14 protein-coding genes are annotated in these 21,112 nt (G+C 59.1%); 10 read left to right on the top strand and 4 right to left on the bottom strand.

Going from position 1 to position 21,112, the window contains the following annotated elements; translation table 11 throughout:
• The first annotated feature begins 44 nt into the window (after positions 1 to 44).
• Positions 45 to 1,385 (top strand): MFS transporter, encoded by a 1,341-nt coding sequence (locus AAEZ03_RS00655; protein ID WP_282363128.1) that lies wholly within the window; start codon positions 45 to 47, stop codon positions 1,383 to 1,385.
• A gap of 96 nt (positions 1,386 to 1,481) precedes the next feature.
• Here AAEZ03_RS00655 and cahR read toward each other — a convergent pair whose 3' ends face one another.
• Positions 1,482 to 2,477, bottom strand: coding sequence for a transcriptional regulator CahA (gene cahR, locus AAEZ03_RS00660; protein ID WP_262125781.1), 996 nt, complete (start codon positions 2,475 to 2,477; stop codon positions 1,482 to 1,484).
• 267 nt (positions 2,478 to 2,744) lie between these two features.
• Between cahR and AAEZ03_RS00665 the strand changes: the two genes are divergently transcribed.
• Entirely contained in the window at positions 2,745 to 4,793 is a 2,049-nt protein-coding gene (locus tag AAEZ03_RS00665) for a c-type cytochrome (protein ID WP_350575005.1), read from the top strand.
• Positions 4,794 to 4,892: 99 nt separating this feature from the next.
• Here AAEZ03_RS00665 and mrdA read toward each other — a convergent pair whose 3' ends face one another.
• On the bottom strand, positions 4,893 to 6,788 hold the full coding sequence (mrdA, locus tag AAEZ03_RS00670; RefSeq protein ID WP_048370234.1) for a penicillin-binding protein 2: 1,896 nt from the start codon (positions 6,786 to 6,788) through the stop codon (positions 4,893 to 4,895).
• A 194-nt stretch (positions 6,789 to 6,982) separates the two neighbouring features.
• On the opposite strand from mrdA, the gene AAEZ03_RS00675 reads away from it, so the two are divergent.
• A complete protein-coding gene (locus tag AAEZ03_RS00675; protein ID WP_278940885.1) occupies positions 6,983 to 7,906 on the top strand; it encodes a 1-aminocyclopropane-1-carboxylate deaminase/D-cysteine desulfhydrase in 924 nt (307 codons plus the stop codon).
• A gap of 17 nt (positions 7,907 to 7,923) precedes the next feature.
• Here the strand turns inward: AAEZ03_RS00675 and AAEZ03_RS00680 are convergent, their stop codons facing one another.
• Positions 7,924 to 8,469: a cytochrome b gene (locus AAEZ03_RS00680; RefSeq protein WP_123748960.1), complete on the bottom strand. Its 546-nt coding sequence runs from the start codon at positions 8,467 to 8,469 to the stop codon at positions 7,924 to 7,926.
• Positions 8,470 to 8,561: 92 nt separating this feature from the next.
• Positions 8,562 to 9,518 (bottom strand): DUF1853 family protein, encoded by a 957-nt coding sequence (locus AAEZ03_RS00685; protein ID WP_350575010.1) that lies wholly within the window; start codon positions 9,516 to 9,518, stop codon positions 8,562 to 8,564.
• A 99-nt stretch (positions 9,519 to 9,617) separates the two neighbouring features.
• Between AAEZ03_RS00685 and AAEZ03_RS00690 the strand changes: the two genes are divergently transcribed.
• The 7 genes from AAEZ03_RS00690 (at position 9,618) to AAEZ03_RS00720 (ending at position 21,056) form a co-directional block, all read left to right on the top strand.
• A complete protein-coding gene (locus tag AAEZ03_RS00690) occupies positions 9,618 to 10,508 on the top strand; it encodes an NAD(+) kinase (protein WP_048370239.1) in 891 nt (296 codons plus the stop codon).
• On the top strand, positions 10,508 to 11,479 hold the full coding sequence (locus tag AAEZ03_RS00695) for a metallophosphoesterase (protein WP_350575013.1): 972 nt from the start codon (positions 10,508 to 10,510) through the stop codon (positions 11,477 to 11,479). Before AAEZ03_RS00690 ends, AAEZ03_RS00695 begins: the two co-directional genes overlap by 1 nt.
• A complete protein-coding gene (locus AAEZ03_RS00700; RefSeq protein WP_350575017.1) occupies positions 11,476 to 12,345 on the top strand; it encodes a rhomboid family intramembrane serine protease in 870 nt (289 codons plus the stop codon). The genes AAEZ03_RS00695 and AAEZ03_RS00700 overlap by 4 nt, the downstream gene beginning before the upstream one ends.
• Positions 12,346 to 12,374: 29 nt before the next feature.
• Positions 12,375 to 12,635: a YeaC family protein gene (locus tag AAEZ03_RS00705; protein WP_048370246.1), complete on the top strand. Its 261-nt coding sequence runs from the start codon at positions 12,375 to 12,377 to the stop codon at positions 12,633 to 12,635.
• Positions 12,632 to 13,462 (top strand): DUF2797 domain-containing protein, encoded by an 831-nt coding sequence (locus AAEZ03_RS00710; RefSeq protein ID WP_278940890.1) that lies wholly within the window; start codon positions 12,632 to 12,634, stop codon positions 13,460 to 13,462. Before AAEZ03_RS00705 ends, AAEZ03_RS00710 begins: the two co-directional genes overlap by 4 nt.
• A gap of 13 nt (positions 13,463 to 13,475) precedes the next feature.
• Positions 13,476 to 16,133, top strand: a complete 2,658-nt coding sequence (gene pepN, locus AAEZ03_RS00715; protein ID WP_350575021.1) for an aminopeptidase N — start codon at positions 13,476 to 13,478, stop codon at positions 16,131 to 16,133.
• A gap of 252 nt (positions 16,134 to 16,385) precedes the next feature.
• Entirely contained in the window at positions 16,386 to 21,056 is a 4,671-nt protein-coding gene (locus tag AAEZ03_RS00720) for a dermonecrotic toxin domain-containing protein (RefSeq protein WP_350575024.1), read from the top strand.
• Positions 21,057 to 21,112 lie beyond the last annotated feature (56 nt).

Consider the following 21,112-nt stretch of genomic DNA (forward strand, 5'->3'; position numbering starts at 1 on the left):
GACCCATTACCCCTGCCAACAAGAACACAATGAGGGTATTTGTCATGTCCACCGTCTCGTCCACGCTTTCCCTGACCGCCGAACAACAGCTCGAACTCAGCAGTGAACGCAAGGCCTTGCGCCGTGCGGCCACCGCCAGTTTTCTGGGCAATTTTGTCGAGTGGTTTGATTACGCTGCGTATGGCTATCTGGCGACCATCATCGCCTTGACGTTTTTCCCGCAGACCGATGCGGCAACCGGTCTGCTGGCAACCTTCGCGGTGTTTGCGCTGTCGTTTATCGTGCGTCCCATCGGCGGGCTGGTATGGGGCCATTTTGGCGACAAATACGGGCGTCGCAGCGCCTTGGCCTGGTCGATTCTGATCATGACTGTCTCGACCTTTTGCATTGGTTTGTTGCCGGGTTACAACCACATCGGCCTGTGGGCTCCGGCGCTGCTGTTGTTGATCCGGCTGGTGCAGGGCTTTTCGGCCTCCGGTGAGTACGCGGGGGCTTCGGCGTTTTTGGCCGAGTATGCCCCTCAGGGCAAACGCGGCTTTTATACCAGCATTGTCCCGGCGAGCACTGCTGCCGGGCTGTTGTTCGGTGCGGTATTTGTCGCGGGTCTGCATGCGCTGATGACCGTCGAAAACCTCCATGACTGGGGCTGGCGCTTACCGTTCTTGCTGGCCGCACCGTTTGGTCTGGTCGGGCGTTATATCCGCATCAGCTTGCAGGATTCCCCCAAGTTCCTGGAGATGGAAAAACGTCTGGAGGCCAAGGAATGCGCGACCCACGCGCCGATTCGTGAATTGCTCACGGTGCATCGCCGTGCGGTGGTCATCGGGATCGGCGTGACCTGCTTGAATGCCGTGGCGTTTTACCTGCTGCTCAGTTACATGCCGACGTATCTGTCGACAGAAATGGGCATGAGTGAAAGCGATTCATTTATCGCCTCTACCGTGTCTTTGGCGACTTACATCGGCTTGATCTTCCTGATGGGCAAACTGTCCGATCGCTTTGGTCGCAAGACAATGCTGGTGGCGGCGTCGGTGCTGTTTTTGCTGCTGACCTTTCCGCTGTTCGGGATGCTCGGCAACCCGTCGCTGATGGTGATCCTGATGATTCAGATCGCTTTCGGGGCGATTCTGGCGATGAACGACGGCACCTTGCCGTGTTTCCTGGCTGAGATATTCCCGACGCGGGTGCGCTTCAGCGGCTTCGCTTTCAGCTTTAACATCGCCAATGCCGTGTTTGGCGGCACCGCGCCGTTTATCGCAACGTGGTTGATCCAGCTAACAGGCAACAAAATGGCCCCGGCCTGGTACTTGTTGGCGGCAGCCGCCGTGGCCTTGATCGCGATGCTCGCCAGCCGCGAGACCGCGTACAAGGCATTGCAGGATTAACAAAAAACGCGCGGGTTTCTGTTGGAGCGAGCTTGCCTCGCGATCTTTTAAACAGTCAAAAGATCGCGAGACAAGCTCGCTTCTACGTTTGCGGGATCAGTGCAACGCTACTTGCTTACGCTCGCCAACCGGCGAGACGCCGAACAGGCGGCTGTAGCATTTGGAGAAATGCGCCGCCGAGACAAAGCCGCAGGCGAGGGCGATGTCGCGCACTTGCGACTCGCTGCGCAGCAACAAGGTTCGAGCGCGGGCCAGACGCAGTTCCAGGTAGTACTGGCTTGGCGTGCGTTGCAGGTGTTTGTTGAACAGGCGCTCCAGCTGGCGCACCGACACGTCATTGAACCGGGCCAAGTCTTCAAGGCTGACCGGTTCTTCCAGGTTGGCCTCCATGATCGCCACCACCTGGCTGAGCTTGGGCTGCGAAGTCCCCAGCTTTTGCCGTAGGGGCACGCGTTGTTGCTCTTGCGCGCCACGGGCCCGATCGCACAACAGCAGCTCGGCGGCGTGGGCGGCAATCTCCCGGCCACCCGGTTCACGGGCGATCAATTGCAAGGTCATGTCCATGGACGCAACGCCGCCGGAGCAGGTGAAGCGGTCGCGGTCCATCTCAAACAACTGGTTGGAAATGATGATTCCGGGGAAGTGGTCCTTAAGGGTTTCAATGTCTTCCCAGTGGATGGTGCAGCGATAGCCCTTGAGCAAGCCTGCACGGGCCAGCCAGTAACTGCCGGTACAAATGCCGCCCAAGGTGACTTTTTCGTGGGCCAGTTTGCGCAGCCAGTTAAGCAAGGGGCGACTGCTGAGGTGAGACACGATCGGGTTTGAGCCCACCACCAGCAATATGTCCAGTTTTGGTGCGTCGCCAATGGCGTAGTCGGGCAGGATGCGCATGCCGTTGCTGGCGGTTACCGGGTCCATATTGGGGGCGATGATCACCGAGCGGAACAACTCGCGGCGCGCCGCCATATTGGCCATGCGCAGGGTCTCAATCGCCGAGGCAAAACCGATAGTGGTGAAGTTCGGTATCACTAAAAAACCCACGGTTTTCGCCGTGGGCACATTAATCGACGAGCCTGTAACAGGTGCTGGCATTCCAAGGTTCCTTCTTACGCTCCAGGACGCGTCTAGCGTCGGGTTTTTCGCAGTTCGTTGCATTGCCCATTGCGCAACGTGTGATGCGCTGGAACCTAGCCAAGCATTTGTTATGCCAGCGGTTAAGCGTGGCTTGCGGCGTGTGGTGTGATCCGGGTCAAGCGATGTCATTTTGTTATCAGGTACAACCACCCATGAGGAGTTCATAAAAATAATGGTCCGCACCGAGGGGTCCACCCCAGGTCGGCGCCTTAAAGGAATAACGCCATGGTTTTAACCTTCCCGCGTCTGGCCATAGCCGGTCTGACGCTGATGAGTACCTTTGCAGCCTGCGCCAATGAGCCAGCCCCGGCAGTTGGCTCCGCCCCCGAACCCACGCAGACCGAGCGCGGCCAGTATGTTGCCCAGCTAGGTGACTGCATCGCTTGCCACACTGCCAAAGGCGCGGCGCCCATGTCTGGTGGTCTGGCGCTGAAAACCCCGATGGGGACCATTTACTCGACCAACATCACCCCTGACCGCGACACCGGTATCGGCAACTACAGCTTTGAGCAGTTTGATGAGGTTATGCGCAAAGGCGTGACCCCGAGCGGGCAACACCTGTACCCGGCCATGCCGTACCCGTCTTACGCGAAGATGAGCGAAGGCGATATGCAGGACTTGTATGCCTACCTGATGCAGGGCGTAACCCCGGTCAAAAACGCCAACCTGGAATCTGAAATGAGCTTCCCGTTCAATCAGCGTTGGGGCCTGGCGTTGTGGAACATGATGTTCCTCGACACCCAGCCGTTTGTGCCTGACCCGGCCAGGACTGACGTGATTAACCGTGGCGCCTATCTGGTGCAAGGGCTTGGGCACTGCGGCTCATGCCATACGCCGCGCGGGCTGGCTTTCCAGGAAAAAGCCATGAGCGATGCCGGCAGCAGTGGCAAGCACTACCTGGCTGGCGAGACGGTCGAAGAGTGGCAAGCGTTGAGCCTGCGTAACCTGTGGACGGTGCAAGACACTGTGCAATTGCTCAAGACCGGGCAAAACCGCTTCGCCACGGTCTCGGGCAACATGGTCGATGTGATTCACCACAGCACCCAGCATTTCACCGATGCCGACCTGACGGCCATTGCCAGCTATTTGAAATCGCTGCCAGCTGGCAAGGACGAGTTGCCGATGCCCGCAGTGGCCAACGCCCCGGCCCTTGCCCCTGAGACCTTGTTCAGCACCCGTGGCGGGCTAGGTTATACGCAGTTTTGCGCCGACTGCCACCGCCCGGATGGCGGCGGGGTCAAAGGCATCTTCCCGCCCTTGAATGGCAACCCGAGCATCCTTTCGCCTAACCCGACCTCGTTGTTGCATATCACCCTGACCGGCTGGCAAACCGCGCAAACGGCGGCTCATCCACGGGTCTACACCATGCCCGGCTTCGCGAGGCTGAGCGATGCAGAAATCGCTGAAATCCTGAGCTTTATGCGCAGCAGTTGGGGCAATGACGCTGCGGCCATCAAGCCGGCGCAAGTAGCCAAGATGCGCAAGCAGCTCGACCCGCAGACCACTGATTCCAGCGCCTTTGAAACCCCGCGTCTGGCGAATCTGTTGAGCGCATCCAACGCCGATCAAGTGGTGCGCGGCATGCGTCTGCACCTGCAAACCAAGGCTCTGCTCCCGGACAACGTCGGCAATGCGCTCAATTGCACCAGTTGCCACTTGAATGCGGGCACTGTGGCGGATGGCTCGCCGTTTGTGGGCGTGTCTGCGTTCTTTCCGGGTTATGCGCCGCGTGCGGGCAAGGACATCACCCTGGAGGAACGGATCAACGGCTGTTTCCGCCGTTCGATGGACGGCAAGCCGCTGCCCGTCGCGTCCCCTGACATGCAGGCCATGGTGGCGTATTTCGACTGGATGAAAATGAACACCGCCCCCGGCGATAAAGTGGCGGGCCGTGGGGTCGGCAAGATCGACCCGGGCATCAAGCCCAATGTCGACAACGGCAAAGTGGTGTATGCGCAGCAATGCGCAGTGTGCCACGGCGATGACGGCCAAGGCCTGAAACACGCGGATGGCAGCTATGTGTACCCGCCGTTGTGGGGCGATGAGTCGTTCAATATCGGCGCGGGCATGGCGCGTACCTTCACTGCGGCGGCGTTCGTCAAGCGCAACATGCCGATCGGCTTTCACGAGAAATTCCCGTTGGGCCAGGGCGGCTTGTCAGATCAGGACGCCGTGGACGTGGCCGAGTACTTCTCGCACAAACCCCGGCCAGACTTCGTCGACAAGGCCAAGGACTGGCCCAAGGGCGGTAAACCGGTGGATGCGCGTTACTGAGTAAACCCGTGCAGGAGCGAGCTTGTCTCGCGATCTTTTAAAAGATCAAAGGATCGCGAGGCAAGCTCGCTCCTACAGGGCATTCGCCAGTGCGTGATATCAAACGTGCGGGGTGGTGTGGGGTTTTTCCTGTGGGCTGGCGTATTGCGGTTTGAGCACGCCGTGGTTGTCCAGCAACCAGGCGTCCATCACTTTACGCACCACCGGGCCGGCAACACGGCCACCGGCTTCACCGTTTTCGATCATCACCGAGATCACGATTTGCGGGTCTTCTGCCGGGGCAAAGCCAACAAACAAAGCGTTGTCACGGTTGCGCTCGGCGGTTTTCAAACGGTCGTAACGCTCACCTTGCTTGATCGCCACCACTTGCGCCGTACCACTTTTACCAGCGATCCGGTATTGCACGCCCTGTGCCGCCGCCCGAGCGATGCCGCGCGGGTCATGCATCACCAATTGCATCGCGTGGTTAACCTGTTCCCACTCCTTGGGGTCGTGCAGCACGATGTTCGGCATCGGGTTTTCATCGACGGGCGGGGTGCTGTCGATGGTCTTGGCCAAGTGCGGACGGTTCCACACGCCTTTGTTGGCAATCAACGCGGTGGCTTGCGCCAGTTGCAGCGGCGTGACCTGCATGTAGCCCTGGCCAATACCCAGAATCACCGTTTCACCGGGGAACCAGGCTTGGCGGCGGGTGCTGCGCTTCCATTCGCGGGACGGCATCAAGCCCGACGACTCTTCAAACATGTCCATCGAGACTTTCTGGCCAAGGCCGAACATCGACATGTAGTCGTGCATGCGGTCAATGCCCAGTTTGGACGCCAGATCGTAGAAGTAGGTGTCGTTGGAGCGCATGATCGCCGCATTCAAGTCGACCCAGCCGTCGCCGCTGTGGTTCCAGTTGCGGTATTTGTGGTCAACGTTGGGCAACTGGAAATAGCCGGGGTCGAAGACCCGCGTCGAGGCTGAAATCACGCCGCTGTCCAGGCCGGCAATCGCCACTTCAGGCTTGATGGTCGAGCCCGGTGCATACAGGCCGCGCAAGGCCCGGTTGAACAGGGGTTTGTCGACCGAGTCACGCAGGGCCGAGTAATCCTTGGAACTGATGCCGGTCACAAACAGATTGGGGTCGAAGCTGGGCTTGCTGACCATTGCCAGCACTTCACCGGTTTTCGGGTCGATGGCGATGATAGAGCCGCGACGGTCGCCCAAGGCTTCTTCGGCGGCTTCTTGCAGGTGGATATCCAGGCTCAGGACAATGTTCTTGCCCGCCACCGCGTCGTGGTGGCGCAGCACACGCATCACCCGGCCCTGGGCATTGGTCTCGACTTCTTCAAAACCCACCTGGCCGTGCAGTTCGTGCTCGTAAAAGCGCTCGATGCCGGTTTTGCCAATCGACTGGGTGCCCCGGTACTCGGTGGGGTCCAGTTGCTTGGCTTCTTTCTCGTTGATGCGCCCGACATAGCCCACCGAATGGGCAAAGTGATCGCCCTGCGGGTAATGGCGCACGAACTGGGCTTCGACATCAATACCCGGCAAACGGTACTGGTTGACTGCCAGCAGGGCGATTTGCTCTTCGGTCAACTCGTACAACAGGGTCGAGGGGTCAAACGGATGCCGGGCCTGCTTCATGGCCTTGGTGAATACCGCGCGGTCTTCTTCCGGCAAGTGCAGGATGCTCATCACGTTGTCCAGCACCTTGGCGGTGTCGCCAGCGCGTTCGCGGGTGATGGTCATGTTGAAGCTGGGCTGGTTATCCGCCAGCAGCACGCCGTTGCGGTCATAGATCAGGCCGCGTTCCGGCGGGATGGGCAGCACGTGGACCCGGTTGTTTTCAGACACGGTGGAGTTGTAATCGAACTCGGTGACTTGCAGAAAATACAGGCGGCCGATCAGCGTGCAACTGATCGCCAGGACCAGCAGGGCGCACGCAATCAGTCTTTTATTGACCAGCCGTTTCTCGGTGTCGTGATCTTTAAGAGGGATCGGCTCGGGCATGTTCCGGGTGTCTCATGTCAGTAAACAAAAGTGCAGCAGCCCGCAGGACGATAACGGGCAACAAAAGTCGGCGCACACCTTACCAAGAAGCTCGGGTTGAAGTCGGTTTATTGGTCGGTTGTTCAGCCAAAGCCGACAGTCTGCTGATGCGGCGGGCTGCTGTAAACTCGCTTCCTTTTACGGGAACGATGGCGATGTTGCCTTTGATTGACTGGCGCCCGCGCGCGCTGTTGCAGAGCTTACACCTGGATTGGCTGCAACAGGCCGGTGTCGAGGTGGCGGTCTTGCGCCTGGACCAGATCGACCCACTGATCAGTGGCAATAAGTGGTTCAAGATCACCGAGCACCTGACAGTCGCGCACGCCGTGGGCGCACAGGGTTTGATCAGCCTGGGCGGGGCCCATTCGAACCATTTGCATGCGTTGGCCGCGGCGGGCAAGCGCTTTGATTTTGCGACGGTCGGTCTGTTACGCGGCCATCCGCAACAGACCCCGACCACGCTGGACCTTGAGCGTTATGGCATGCACCTGCATTGGCTGGGCTTTGCCGGTTATCGGGCTCGGCATGCCCCGGGCTTTTGGGCGCCCTGGCAGGCGCAATACCCTGGATTGCAGCCGGTGCCGGAAGGCGGCGGAGGGCTGCCGGGTGCGCAGGGCTGCATGACCCTGGTGCATCAAGTGCGTGAGCAACTGGCGGCGCCAGGTTGGGACGATTACGACGCCTGGTGGCTGGCGGCCGGTACGGGCACCACTCTGGCCGGCCTGGTGTTGGGTGAGGCGGGGCAGCACAAGGTGTACGGCGCGTTGGCGGTGCCGGACGATCATGGTGTCGCGCCGCAAATCGAAGCAATTTTGCAAGCGGCGGGGCATATCGGGCGCGATTTTGAACTGATCGATGCCAGTCGTGGCGGTTTTGCCAAGGTAGATGAAGATTTGCTGGCGTTTATACAGGCCAGCGAAGCGGCCAGTGGTTTGCCGCTGGAACCGTTGTATACCGGCAAAGCCTTGATGGCGCTCAAAGCGGCGGTTGAGCAGGGGCGCATTGGCCGGGGGCAACGTGTGGTGTTCGTGCACACCGGCGGCTTGCAAGGCCGCCGGGGGTTTGCCTTCGCTTCGTAAGCACCGCCCTCGCTAGATCAGCGTTCAGGCAGCATGCGCAGCAGGGTGTTGTCTTTGATCAGGTAGTGATGGCCGAGTCCGGCGAGGGCGTGCAGGCCGATCAGCCAGTAGCCGATGGTTGCGCCCAGTTCGTGCCAGCCTTTGATTTGCTTGGCGAGGTCTACGTTTTTCGCGGTCAGGGGCGGGATGTCGAGGCCATAGAAGAACACCGGCTTGTCGTTATGGCTGAGGATCAAATAACCCAACACCGGCATAGCGATCATGAACAGGTACAGCGCCCAGTGCATCAACGTAGCCAGCGCGGTTTGCCAGGCCGGGGGCGTGGGGATGATTTTCGGCGCGACGCCCAGGGTTCGCGCCAACAGCCGCAGCCAGACCAGCGCAAAAACCGTCAGGCCGAGCATAAAGTGGGCGTCTTTCATCAGGTTGCGACCGTCGCTGTCTTTCGGGAAGATGCCGCGAAATTCAATCGAGGCGTAAATCAGTACAAACAGCAGCACCATCAGCCAGTGCAGGGCGATGGAGACACGACTATAGCGCTCAGGGGTGCTTTTCCAGGACATGGGGTTTCCTCACGGTTAAGGTTTGGCCTCCGTTCTTGGTCGACGGAGTGCCTTCACTGTAATACGCCTGTCAGGGAAAAAGCTGAGGTGGGTCAGTTTTCAGGGTTGCCGGGCACGTTGGGCCACAGGTCAGACACCAAAAACAGACGCTCGGCTTCTTCCCAGTCGCCGCTGCCGTTCTCAACCAGGCGCACCATAAGTTGTGCCGGCGCCTGCGGATGCAGTTCGGCCAGCCACACGGCGAGCTGTTGTTTACTCCATAACCCTTCAGGCGTTGCGTGCGCCGGGGCCAGCCAGGCGTGGCGGGGCAGGGGTTGCCAGCAGCCTTCAGGACTCTGGTGGATAAACGCGGTCCAATCACGTTGATGCAGCCAGCACCCGCGTAAATGCTGCGGGTGTGCGCCTGCGGGCGGCAGCGAATGCCCCGGCCACGGGTACAGCAGGTAGCCGCCCAGCCACAGGCTGGCAGTGAACGACTGAATATCCAGCCTGGCCAGGATCTCCCGGCTTTCTGGGCGGTTGGACATTGGCAGTTGGTGCTGGCTAAAGTGTTTGAGTTTGCGGTCCAGGCGGTCATTGCTGCCGGGGCCCAGCCAGTTGCCGGGATCGCGGCCATCGGCCTGCTGCGGGCCAAGGTACAGCTTGATCGCCAGTTCCAGGTGGTGAACCCCGTCACCATCACGCAGCAACAGGTCCAGTTCACCCAAGGTGTGGCCGCCCAAGCGGATCGGCAGGTTGGCCGCGATCAGCTCAACCCCCGGCGCATGTTCGACGGCAAACTGCCAGAGCCGCTCGTAATAGCGCCCCAGTCGGCGCGTGGTGGCCAACGCCAGCCACTGCTGCAACGGCTCGCTGTGCTGGTCCAGCGCTCGCAACCAGTGCTCCAGTTGGTCCGGTGCCTGCACCCAGTCGCTGCCAGCCAGCGGGTGGCGCTGTGGCCACGGGGTTTGGCTGAGCATGGGCGGGGCGAGGATGACCCACGCCAAATCACGCACCTCAGGGTGACGTAATTGGCGGGGAAGGTTGAGCAAGTCGGGAAAGAGGATCATTGTGCGAGCATAGCTCCCGTAGCCTGAAAGGGTTTTGTCTATTGTCGTGTTTCGACCATAATCGCTGTTTTCGCACGCCTAAAACCTTGCAGGAGCCTCATGGAGCAATTTCGTAATATCGGCATTATTGGTCGTTTGGGCAGTTCTCAGGTGCTCGATACGGTTCGCCGACTGAAAAAATTCCTGCTTGAGCGGCACATGCACGTGATCCTCGAAGACACCATTGCCGAGGTATTGCCCGGGCACGGCTTGCAGACCTCCTCGCGCAAGATGCTCGGCGAAGTTTGTGACATGGTGATTGTGGTCGGCGGTGATGGCAGTTTGCTCGGCGCCGCTCGCGCACTGGCTCGCCACAATGTCCCGGTGCTGGGCATTAACCGTGGCAGCCTGGGCTTTTTGACCGATATCCGCCCGGATGAGCTGGAGGTCAAAGTCGCCGAAGTGCTCGATGGCCACTTTAAAGTTGAAAACCGCTTTCTGTTGCAAGCCGAAGTTCGCCGTCACGGTGAAGCCATCGGCCAGGGCGATGCCTTGAATGACGTGGTACTGCACCCCGGCAAGTCGACGCGGATGATCGAATTCGAAATGCACATCGACGGCCAGTTCGTCTGCAGCCAGAAGGCTGACGGTCTGATCGTCGCCACGCCCACCGGCTCTACCGCTTATGCCATGTCGGCAGGCGGCCCGATCATGCATCCCAAGCTGGATGCCATCGTGATCGTGCCGATGTACCCGCACACCCTGAGCAGCCGACCGATTGTGGTCGATGGAAACAGCGAACTGAAAATCGTCGTGGCCAAGGACATGCAGATCTACCCGCAAGTCTCGTGCGATGGTCAGAACCATTTCACCTGCGCGCCGGGCGATACCATTACCGTCAGCAAAAAGGCGCAAAAGCTGCGTCTGATCCACCCGTTGGACCACAACTACTATGAAGTGTGTCGGACCAAGCTTGGCTGGGGCAGCCGACTGGGCGGCAGGAGCGACTGATGCTCGATCCTGCGCGCAGTTACGATTTGATCGGTGACGTGCATGGCTGTGCTCATACCCTTGAGCACCTGCTGGAACGTCTGGGCTATCGCAAACTCGCCGGTATCTGGCGACACTCGCAACGGATGGCGGTGTTTCTCGGTGACATCATTGACCGCGGCCCGCGAATTCGCGAGTCGCTGCATATCGTTTACGACATGGTCCGGACCGGTCAGGCGCTGTGCCTGATGGGCAACCATGAATTCAACGCGCTGGGCTGGTGCACACCGGCCCCGCCGGGCAGTGGTAAAGAGCATGTGCGCGAACACAATGCGCGGCACACCCGGCTGATCCACGAAACCCTTGAGCAGTTCGCCCAGTACCCCGACGAGTGGCACGACTTTGTGCAGTGGTTCTATGACATGCCGCTGTTTGTTGACGCCGGGCGCTTCCGGGTGGTGCACGCCTGTTGGGACGCTGACGTGATAACCCCGCTGCGCGCCCAATACCCTGACGGCTGTATTGATCAGCCGTTTGTGCAGGCGGCCGCGTACGCAGACAGTTTTGCTCATCTGGCTTTCAACCGGCTGCTGCGCGGCACTGACATGCGCTTGCCGGATGGCCTGACGTTGACCGGCGGCGACGGCCTGACGCGGGCGTTCTTCAGGACCAAGTTCTGGGAAGACGACCCCAAGACCTACGGCGATATTGTCTTTCAACCCGATGCATTGCCTGAGCGCGTGGCGCAAAAGCCGTTGTCTTCGACAGAAAAAGGCACCTTGCTGCGCTATCCCGTCGATGAGCCGATGTTGTTTGTCGGCCACTATTGGCGCAGCGGTGAGCCAGCGCCCATACGGCCAAACCTGGCCTGCCTGGACTACAGCGCGGTGCTTTACGGAAAATTAGTGGCCTACAGGCTTGATCAAGAAACCCGGCTCGATCCCGCCAAGTTTGTATGGGTGGATGTAGAGCGCCCGGAGGCTGTGCAATGAGTGTGGTGGAGGTTTTACGTTTACCTATTTCGGTCGACCTCGCAGGCTTTGTGGCATTGCTCAAACGCATGCAAGTGCCCCATCGGGTCAGCGAAGAGGCGGGCGAGCAAGTGTTGTGGGCGCCTTCGGAGATTGCTGACGATGTGCGCAGGCTGTATGAGCAATTCCCGCTGGGCGACCCTGATAACCAGATCCCGATTGCCGAACGCCCGGCAGCAATGGGCCGCCCCGGCTTTGCCCAGCAATTGAAGGCCAGCCCGGCCACTGCTGTCATCCTGCTGATCTGCATCATCGTGGCGGTGATCACGCAGTTGGGTGACAACCTGTCCACCTTGAGTGCTTTGACCTTTGTCGGCTTCAATATTCATGGCCAGTACGTAGAATTCACCCCCTTGTCGCAAAGCCTTGCCTCCGGGCAATGGTGGCGCTTGATCACCCCGATGTTCATTCACTTTGGTGTCCTGCACATTGCCATGAACGGCATGTGGTTCTGGGAACTCGGGCGCCGGGTTGAAATACGTCAGGGCAGCATTAATCTGGTGGGCTTGAGCTTGCTGTTCAGCCTGGTGTCCAACTTCGCCCAATACCTGTTTGGCGGGCCCAGCCTGTTCGGCGGGCTGTCGGGTGTGCTGTACGGTCTGTTGGGGCATGTGTGGATTTACCAGGTGATGGCGCCCAACCCGGTCTATCACCTGCCCAAAGGCGTGCTGGTGATGATGCTGGTGTGGTTGGCGTTGTGCCTGTCCGGGCTGGTGTCAATGATCGGCTTTGGCGAAATCGCCAACGCAGCCCACGTCGGCGGGTTGCTGATTGGTTGCCTCACCGGTTTGCTGGGCGGGCTGTGGGCCAGCCGCAAACAGGTTTAATTTCATCCGTATTTCGAGAGTAGAAAAGCATGTCCTCTTTCAATGAAATGATTAAAAACATCACCCCTGATATCTATCAGAGCCTGAAACTGGCGGTCGAAATCGGCAAGTGGGCCGATGGCAACAAGCTGACCGCCGAGCAGCGCGAGCTGTCGTTGCAGGCGATGATCGCCTGGGAAGTGCAAAACCTGCCTGAAGAAGAACGTACCGGCTACATGGGCCCGCAAGAATGCAGCTCCAAGTCGGCGCCCGTGCCAAACATCCTGTTCAAGTCGGATGCTATCCATTGATTGAGATTGGTCGCGGTGCAATCAGCAAAATGTCGGCAAGCCTGCAAGAGCCGACCGTTCAATATGCGTTTCGTTTGGGCGATACCGAGGTGCCGGTCAATCCGTTGATCGGGACTCAACTGCGTCTGGAGTTTTTGGGGGAGATCAACTGTACCCACTGTGGACGCAAAACCAAAAAAAGCTTCAGCCAGGGCTATTGCTACCCGTGCATGACTAAACTGGCGCAGTGCGATGTCTGCATCATGAGCCCGGAGCGCTGCCATTACGACGCAGGCACGTGCCGTGAGCCATCGTGGGGCGAGAAGTTCTGCATGACTGACCATGTGGTGTACCTGGCCAATTCGTCAGGCGTGAAAGTCGGCATTACCCGTGCAACGCAACTGCCGACCCGCTGGCTGGATCAGGGCGCGAGCCAGGCGTTGCCGATCGTGCGTGTGGCAACGCGCCAGCAGTCGGGGTTTGTCGAGGACCTGCTGCGCACCCAAGTGGCCGACCGTACCAACTGGCGCGCACTGCTAAAGGGCGATGCTCAGCCGGTGGATCTGGCGGCGGTACGAGATGAGCTGTTTGGCAGTTGCGCAGAAGGCCTGCAGATCTTGCAGGAACGTTTCGGGCTACAGGCGGTACAACCTTTGCATAGCGTCGAGCCTATCGAGATTCGCTACCCGGTCGAGCAGTACCCGAGCAAGATCGTGAGCTTTAATCTGGACAAAGACCCTGTCGTTGAAGGCACGTTGATGGGGATCAAGGGTCAATACCTGATCTTCGACACCGGCGTTATCAATATTCGCAAATACACGGCCTACCAGTTGGCCGTGCATCAGTAAAAAGGATTGCAGCATGCGCACCGAACAACCGCAAATGATCTACCTGAAGGACTACCAGGCGCCCGACTACCTGATTGACGAGACGCACCTGACCTTCGAGTTGTTCGAGGACCACACGCTGGTCCATGCGCAACTGGTGATGCGCCGCAATCCCGCCCGTGGCGAGGGCTTCCCGGCCTTGGCGCTGGACGGCCAGCAACTGGAACTGCTATCGGTCAAGCTTGACGATGTCGAGCTGACCGCAGCGGACTACGAGCTGACAGACAGCCACCTGACCCTGCATCCGACCACCGAGCAGTTTGTGGTCGACACCAGCGTCAAGATCCATCCCGAATCCAATACCGCGCTGGAAGGCTTGTACAAGTCCGGCACGATGTTCTGCACCCAGTGCGAGGCCGAAGGCTTTCGCAAGATCACCTATTACCTTGACCGCCCGGACGTGATGAGCACGTTCACCACCACCGTGGTGGCTGAGCAGCATCGTTACCCGATCCTGCTGTCCAACGGCAACCCGCTGGCCAGTGGTCCCGATGAAGACGGCCGCCATTGGGCGACCTGGGAAGACCCATTCAAAAAGCCGGCCTACCTGTTTGCCTTGGTCGCGGGCGACCTGTGGTGTGTTGAAGACACGTTCACCACCATGACCAACCGCACCGTGGCGCTGCGCATTTACGTCGAACCAGAGAACATCGACAAGTGCCAGCACGCCATGAACAGCCTGAAAAAGTCCATGCGCTGGGACGAAGAAGCCTACGGCCGTGAATACGATCTGGACATCTTCATGATCGTTGCGGTGAACGACTTCAACATGGGCGCCATGGAGAACAAAGGCCTCAACATCTTCAACTCCAGCGCCGTGCTGGCCCGTGCAGAGACGGCGACCGACGCTGCTCACCAGCGGGTTGAAGCGATTGTTGCCCACGAATACTTCCACAACTGGTCGGGCAACCGCGTGACCTGCCGTGACTGGTTCCAGTTGTCGCTCAAGGAAGGCTTCACGGTGTTCCGTGATTCCGAGTTCTCGGCCTACATGAATTCGCGGGTGGTCAAGCGCATTCAGGACGTCGCGTTCCTGCGCACGCACCAGTTCGCCGAAGACGCAGGCCCGATGGCTCACGCCGTGCGCCCTGAGAGCTTTATCGAAATCTCCAACTTCTACACCCTGACCGTTTATGAAAAGGGTTCGGAAGTGGTGCGCATGCTGCAAACCTTGCTCGGCGCCGAGGGCTTTCGCAAGGGCAGCGACCTGTACTTTGAGCGCCACGACGGTCAGGCAGTGACCTGTGACGACTTTATCAAGGCCATGGAAGACGCCAATGGCGCTGACCTCAGCCAATTCAAGCGCTGGTACAGCCAGGCGGGCACCCCGCGTCTGGCAGTCAGCGAGCACTACGACGCTGCACAAAAAACCTACAGCCTGACCTTCGCCCAAAGCTGCCCGCAGACCCCGGACAAAGCTGAGAAACTGCCGTTCGTGATCCCGGTTGAGCTGGGCCTGTTGAATGCCCAGGGTGCCGAGTTGCCACTGCAACTGGCCGGCGAATCGGTGGCGGTCGGCACCAGCCGTGTTCTGTCGGTGACCGAAGCAGAGCAGACGTTCACCTTTGTCGGTATTAATGAAAAACCGCTGCCGTCCTTGCTGCGCGGTTTCTCGGCGCCGGTGAAATTGCAGTTTGCCTACAGCAGTGACCAACTGGTGTTCCTGATGCAACACGACACCGACGGTTTCAACCGTTGGGATGCGGGCCAGCAACTGTCGGTGCAAGTCTTGCAGACGCTGATTGGCCAGTATCAACGTGGCGAAACCCTGGTCATGGACCCGCGCTTGGTCGAAGCCCTGCGCAGCGTGCTGACCAACCCGCAACTGGATCAGGCGATGGTGGCCGAGATGCTGTCGTTGCCGGGTGAAGCCTACCTGACCGAAATCAGCGAAGTGGCCGATGTTGATGCCATTCACGCGGCCCGTGAGTTTGCGCGCAAGCAATTGGCCGACAGCCTGTTCGACGAGTTGTGGGCGCGTTATCAGGCCAACCGTGAGGTGTCTAAAGTCACGCCCTATGTGGCCGAAGATGAGCATTTCGCCCGCCGCAGCCTGCAAAACATTGCGCTGTCGTACCTCAGCCTGAGTGGCAAACCTGAAGTTGTGGCAGCCACGCTGGAACAGTTCGAAAACAGCGACAACATGACCGAGCGCCTGAACGCGCTGGCGATACTGGTCAACTCGCCGTTTGAGACTGAAAAAGCCCTGGCCCTGGCCAGTTTTGCCGAGCACTTCAAGGACAACCCGCTGGTCATGGACCAGTGGTTCAGCGTGCAGGCGGCCAGCCCGCTGCCGGGTGGTTTGCAGCGCGTTCAGCAACTGATGGAGCACCCTGCGTTCACCATCAAAAACCCGAACAAGGTACGGGCCTTGATCGGTGCTTTTGCCGGGCAGAACCTGATCAACTTCCACGCCGCCGATGGCTCGGGCTACCGCTTCCTGGCGGATCTGGTCATCCAGCTCAATGCCCTTAACCCGCAAATCGCCTCGCGGCAGTTGGCCCCGCTGACCCGCTGGCGCAAATACGACAGCGCCCGTCAGGCGCTGATGAAGGCAGAGCTTGAGCGCATTCGCAGCTCAGGCGAGCTGTCCAGTGACGTGTTTGAAGTGGTCAGCAAAAGCCTGGCGTAAACTCGGCGGCTGAGAAGGCGCTGGCCGGTTATTCGGTCAGCGCCTTTTTTGTGTGCATTGAACACCGGAGTTGAGAGGCAGCCAGCAACGTTTTATGGCGTCAAGCGTCACCGCGTCGATCCATTGCTGTAAGCCACGTTAGCGCTGTCGGTAACGGAATACCGCAGTTGTGATTGCTATTTATTTTTAGATACCTGCGCAAGGTTGACGCAATGGCGCCGACCAACTCCTTCTACGTGCAGGTACTCCGCCATGACTGTTCCGGTCGCCCCCCCGTTATCCCTCGGCCGCACTGAACTGCTTAAACAGAGCCTAATCCATCAATTTGATGGTCGCCCAACCCTGCGCGCGGTCATTGCCAATGCGCTGGAAAAGGCCCTTAAGCAGCACTATGTCAGCCTGTTTGCACAAATCCAGGTGCTGCAGTTGCAGATCGTCTGGGCCGTGGACGCCCATGAGAAGCCTTTGCCTGCATTGCGTGGTGTACCGTTGCTGGACGCCATGCTTGAGCACATCGCAGTCGGCACACCTCTGAATTACAGCTACTACACGCCAACGCAATGCTATCTGGTGCAGCTCTCTGAAGGTGAAGCGCTAAGCGCCCATACCTCGTCATTCCTTGATATACCCACTGTTGAGCGGGCCATGCGGCATGCGTTGCAGCACTGGGTCTGGTCATTTCAGCAGGCGCTGCTGGATTTCTGGAACCAGCCTGTACCCGGCTATCAGAGCCGTACTTTATGGCTGGGGCAATGGCTGAGTGACACCTTGTTGGCGGCCGCCAATACCTCGGCCGGTTTGAGTGATGAGCAGATTCAGGTGGTGAGGGGCATCGTCAGAACGCCATTGTTGCGCGATCGCCTTCAGCAACTGCGTTATCAGGAGCAGCCCAAGGTCTACTTCGTCCAAGTCATGCCGGGCACGGAAGGCTCGACGGGCAACCTGCTGCTGCCTGATCTGTTGATCATGCATGGTGTTAACGGGCAGGAGCAGCTTTTGCAGTGCCGGCCTGGCGGGCGCATCGAGTCCTTCGCCACGCTCGGAGCGTATGAGCGTGTATTGGGCCGAACACTCCCGCGCCGTTATCCGGGAAAGACCCTGACCTGCAAACGTTACGAACCCTCAGGTCACTGCTTGCAGGTGCAGGCGATGATCGTGTTCAACAGCCAGCTCGAGCGCATTGCCTCGCTGGAAGACGGGGCCACCAGTGGCCCGCGTACGCTGGTTAAGCTCGAACAGCACCTAAGGGACATCACCGATCCCGGTGCCCTCATCGAAGACGATGAGCAGGCGGCATCCGAGCCGCTGGCTCGCGTGTATAACGCGTTACCGGCGTGGTTACGCAGCGCTTCTGTAGAGGATCGCTTTGCCTACCGTTCGCACCTCACCGACCTCGCGGACATCACCCGCAAGGCCCGAGGCCGGGTTTTCAACGAAGGCATTGCCGACCTTCATACCTGGGCCAGGCAACAATTGCAGCACCAGATGCGTCAGGACCAGCCGCTGGCACCGGGGTATGACCCGGATGATCTTGTGCTCGATTTTGCGGTGCCCTTCGGGCCGTTTGGCACCGCCGGGCAGGTACATACCGTCACGTTTACGCTGACTGAACTGGCCCTGCAAAACCTGGTGGCCTGGCCAGGTGGGCACATGACCCTGCGGCATAAACACAACCAACTGATTCAAGACTGGTGGCTCACCCCTGCCTACATCAGGCAACTGATTACGCGCGTGAATATCGGTGAAGCCTATCCCGAGTTGATCCGTCGCCTGCTGCTGGACGACGCGCCCGAAGCCCTGCGTCGCGAGGGCTTGTATGTTGAGCAGTTGCGGGTGTCTTTGCCTTTGCTGGCGCTGGAAATGAAGCTGCAGGGGCAGGGGGGCATGACCGATTGGGGCTACCGGTGCGTGGCAGCCCTGATGCTGCCCCATGCCGAGGCCCGCGTGCTGGAAGGACAAACGGTGAACATTTGCCCGTTGGGCCTGCTGACACACCCCCGCGCTGTGCCTGATTTTGTCAGCAACATTTATGTGATTGGCATCGGTAACCCGTTGAACGGGCGATGCGTGCTGTACCGACCACTGTTCAAGGAGGCGTTGATTGAATATGCCTCGCTGCAAGACATGCTGGACGCGTTCACGACCTCAGGTGCTTTGCGCGACAGCGTGCTGGACTGGTTGCCGGATGCGGCACGATCCAGCTATGCCGACAGTGCCTTGCGCCTTGCCCGCAGGCCCGCACAGGCACAGTTCTTTACTCAGCCGCTGAGCAGTCACTACAAGCATGACCTGTTTCTGAGTACCGCTCGGGCGCTGGCGATGCTGGCTGACCGGCAAACCGTCTCGAATGCTGAAAGCCGTTGGGCGAGCGTTAAGGCCGGAGGCTGGTTGTTGCTGAACAGTGTGCTGGGGTCGCCGTGGATCAAAGGTCCGCTGGCGTTGCTGGGCTGGGTGTACTTGACCTTCACGGCAGTCCGACAGGATATTCATGCGCTCGAAAGCGGTGATGAACGTGCCCGGACACCTGCGATCATCGACCTGCTGTTCAATATTGCCCTGGTACTGCTGCATGGGGTGCCACGAGCGCCGGTCGTCGGTGTGGCGAATGAAGTGCCTGAGCCGTGGCTGGCCTCCGTTCTTGATGCGCCGATGATCGAAAAGCCCCAGACACCTGTCGAGGTCAAGACCGGCTCGGTGTATTTCTCGGATGTGCCGGTGGGTAATAACCTCAGCGCCCTGGATTTCACGTGGTTCAACAATCCGAGAATCGACTTCACATCCGCACAGCTGACTTGGCTGGATCGCAATCGGGGGCCGGAAATCGGAACAGTCAAACCTGTTGCTCACGGTGAACGCAAGGGCTTGTATGTGGTGGATAAAGCCTGGTGTGCGGTGGTGCGGGGTTTCAGTTACCAAGTGTCCCTGGAAGACGAGGGCGTTGTCACCGTTAACCCGGGCAACCCACTGGACACAAGGCCCTGGTTGCGCAGTGACGGGGAAGGCAAGTGGGATTTTGACAGTGGCATGCGCTTGCGCGGTGGCGGGCCCAGTCGTCGGAGGGCGCTGAATGAGCGACTGGCGCAACGCAATCGTCAGGTGGATGAACTGACGCGAAGGCTTGAAGAGTTTTTGGCGGGTGAAAAACCCACCAATGACAGGATCATTGAAGAACTGGGCAGAGTTCTGGAAGCCACGGAGGGCAAGAACAGCCACCAGTTTACTCACATGGAAAAGAACCTGCGGATCAGGTATTTGCGCACCGTGTTGGATCACGCCAAGGCCGATCTCGCGATGGGGCTGGAGAGTATCCAGGCCCGTCACGCGATTAAGCCAGACCCACTGGACCACCGCATCCTGGGTGGCTTTTATCGATCACTGTGCATGGTGTCGACCAATGTGCTGTTTGCCCAAAATGTTCTGGGGGGGCTGTTGAGGCAGTTGCATCCCACCTTCAATACCCGTGAGGCACTTACGCTGGACGCCGCTGGCACAGCTCAATTTATCGGGTTCAAACGTGACTTGCTGAAAATCCAGACCCAACAGGTCGAAGAGTTCCAGACCCTCAAACGCTATCATCAAGCGCTCAAGGATGTGCCTCGTGTGGGCGATACAATGGCCCGCGAGCAGGTGATCGGACAGTTCTTCACGGACGCCGCCGGCATGGACCGCGAAGGCACGGATATGGACTTTCAAAATCAGGTGTTAGGAACCCTGTGTGACCTGATACCCAAAGAGCTGTTTGGTGAGGTCTGGGAACGATTGAGCGCCATTATCTGGCCCTTGGGCTATACCATTGAGGCGCATTCCCAACTGGCCGACAGAACCCTGTTCACGTATGACGAGCGCCTCGAAATTCTGGAGAGTGTACGTGAGCGGTATGCCAAGGCCCATGACGCTCTGGCGCTCTTGCAACTGGAGGTGGGCGAGCAATTGAACATGGCTGATTACCACCGGCTGAACGAAGTGCTCGAAAGGCTCAATGAGACGGTGGAGCAGCAGTTGGCCCAGGAAATCAAGGAACACAATGAATGGCTGCCTGAGCAACCCGGGACCTCCAGTGCTGAGCGTTCTTCGCGGCGAATGATCCGCACGCGCAAGCAAGGCATTCTGATCGGCGTCGCCCGTGCTCGTGCATCTGAGCAGGAGCCAGAAGTCGTCGATGTCATGACTTCCACGTCTGCTGTCGAACGCCGTTCGCAAAGCCCGGAGCCCGATAAGCCCAAGCTTGTGTTCACCCGATCACCCGAGAACATGTGGGACGAGGTGCAAAGGCCGTTGCCAAGACAGGATGGCCGTCCATTGGCAACTATTCGCCGTCAGTGCAACGCGTTGCTGGGTAAGCTCGATGGAAAAATCAGTCTGGTAAAACTTTATTCGGTCCGCTCCAGATACCCGCTGGAGCTGGAAGAAACCCTGGAGACAGAGGCGCAAAAGCTGGACGTGCTGATCGCTGAAATTGAACGCACCTTTCCTGACGACCTTGTTGTTGATAAACCTAAACCGGGTACTCCCGGTTCATTGCTCAGGCGCCTGCGCGAGGGGGCAGCCAAGCTGCGCGAGCAAGGCATCTGGGTGCTTAAGTCGGTGTCGCCGACCACTCCGGTGGTGGAGTTTCTGCTGAGCAAGGGCGAGGTCAGCCTGGTACGCATTGGTCAGCGTGTGACCCTGAAGGGGGAGCGTCGGGATGTGGTTCAAGAGTACGAAGTGCGTACTAAAAACACCCAGGTGCTGTGGTACGCGCATCTGCATTACCCTGACCTCACCACGCCTGCCAGATCTCCGTCGGCGGCGCATTTCAAGCTCAAGAGCCAGCGCTATGACAGCCAGGCCAGCCTGTCTGCCAAAGGGCAAACGACGACGGTACATTACGGCAAAATAAGCGAAAAAATGCTCAATGAGCGTTTTTGGCCCTTGGAAGGCTAAACGCTTCTGGCAAACCTTGCGCTTCTTCACGCCGGTGGTAGGCACGATATAACCCG

It is taken from the genome of Pseudomonas sp. HY2-MNA-CIBAN-0224 (assembly GCF_040310285.1).
In the GTDB taxonomy this organism is placed as follows: domain Bacteria; phylum Pseudomonadota; class Gammaproteobacteria; order Pseudomonadales; family Pseudomonadaceae; genus Aquipseudomonas; species Aquipseudomonas helleri.

What these genes read in the sequence shown, in the direction of transcription:
- AAEZ03_RS00705 (WP_048370246.1), top strand. Translation starts at nt 12,375, where the DNA reads ATGTCCTCTTTCAATGAAATGATTAAAAACATCACCCCTGATATCTAT.
- AAEZ03_RS00680 (WP_123748960.1), bottom strand. Translation starts at nt 8,469, where the DNA reads ATGTCCTGGAAAAGCACCCCTGAGCGCTATAGTCGTGTCTCCATCGCC.
- AAEZ03_RS00695 (WP_350575013.1), top strand. Translation starts at nt 10,508, where the DNA reads ATGCTCGATCCTGCGCGCAGTTACGATTTGATCGGTGACGTGCATGGC.
- AAEZ03_RS00655 (WP_282363128.1), top strand. Translation starts at nt 45, where the DNA reads ATGTCCACCGTCTCGTCCACGCTTTCCCTGACCGCCGAACAACAGCTC.
- AAEZ03_RS00665 (WP_350575005.1), top strand. Translation starts at nt 2,745, where the DNA reads ATGGTTTTAACCTTCCCGCGTCTGGCCATAGCCGGTCTGACGCTGATG.
- pepN (WP_350575021.1), top strand. Translation starts at nt 13,476, where the DNA reads ATGCGCACCGAACAACCGCAAATGATCTACCTGAAGGACTACCAGGCG.
- AAEZ03_RS00685 (WP_350575010.1), bottom strand. Translation starts at nt 9,518, where the DNA reads ATGATCCTCTTTCCCGACTTGCTCAACCTTCCCCGCCAATTACGTCAC.
- cahR (WP_262125781.1), bottom strand. Translation starts at nt 2,477, where the DNA reads ATGCCAGCACCTGTTACAGGCTCGTCGATTAATGTGCCCACGGCGAAA.
- AAEZ03_RS00700 (WP_350575017.1), top strand. Translation starts at nt 11,476, where the DNA reads ATGAGTGTGGTGGAGGTTTTACGTTTACCTATTTCGGTCGACCTCGCA.
- AAEZ03_RS00720 (WP_350575024.1), top strand. Translation starts at nt 16,386, where the DNA reads ATGACTGTTCCGGTCGCCCCCCCGTTATCCCTCGGCCGCACTGAACTG.
- AAEZ03_RS00675 (WP_278940885.1), top strand. Translation starts at nt 6,983, where the DNA reads ATGTTGCCTTTGATTGACTGGCGCCCGCGCGCGCTGTTGCAGAGCTTA.
- mrdA (WP_048370234.1), bottom strand. Translation starts at nt 6,788, where the DNA reads ATGCCCGAGCCGATCCCTCTTAAAGATCACGACACCGAGAAACGGCTG.
- AAEZ03_RS00690 (WP_048370239.1), top strand. Translation starts at nt 9,618, where the DNA reads ATGGAGCAATTTCGTAATATCGGCATTATTGGTCGTTTGGGCAGTTCT.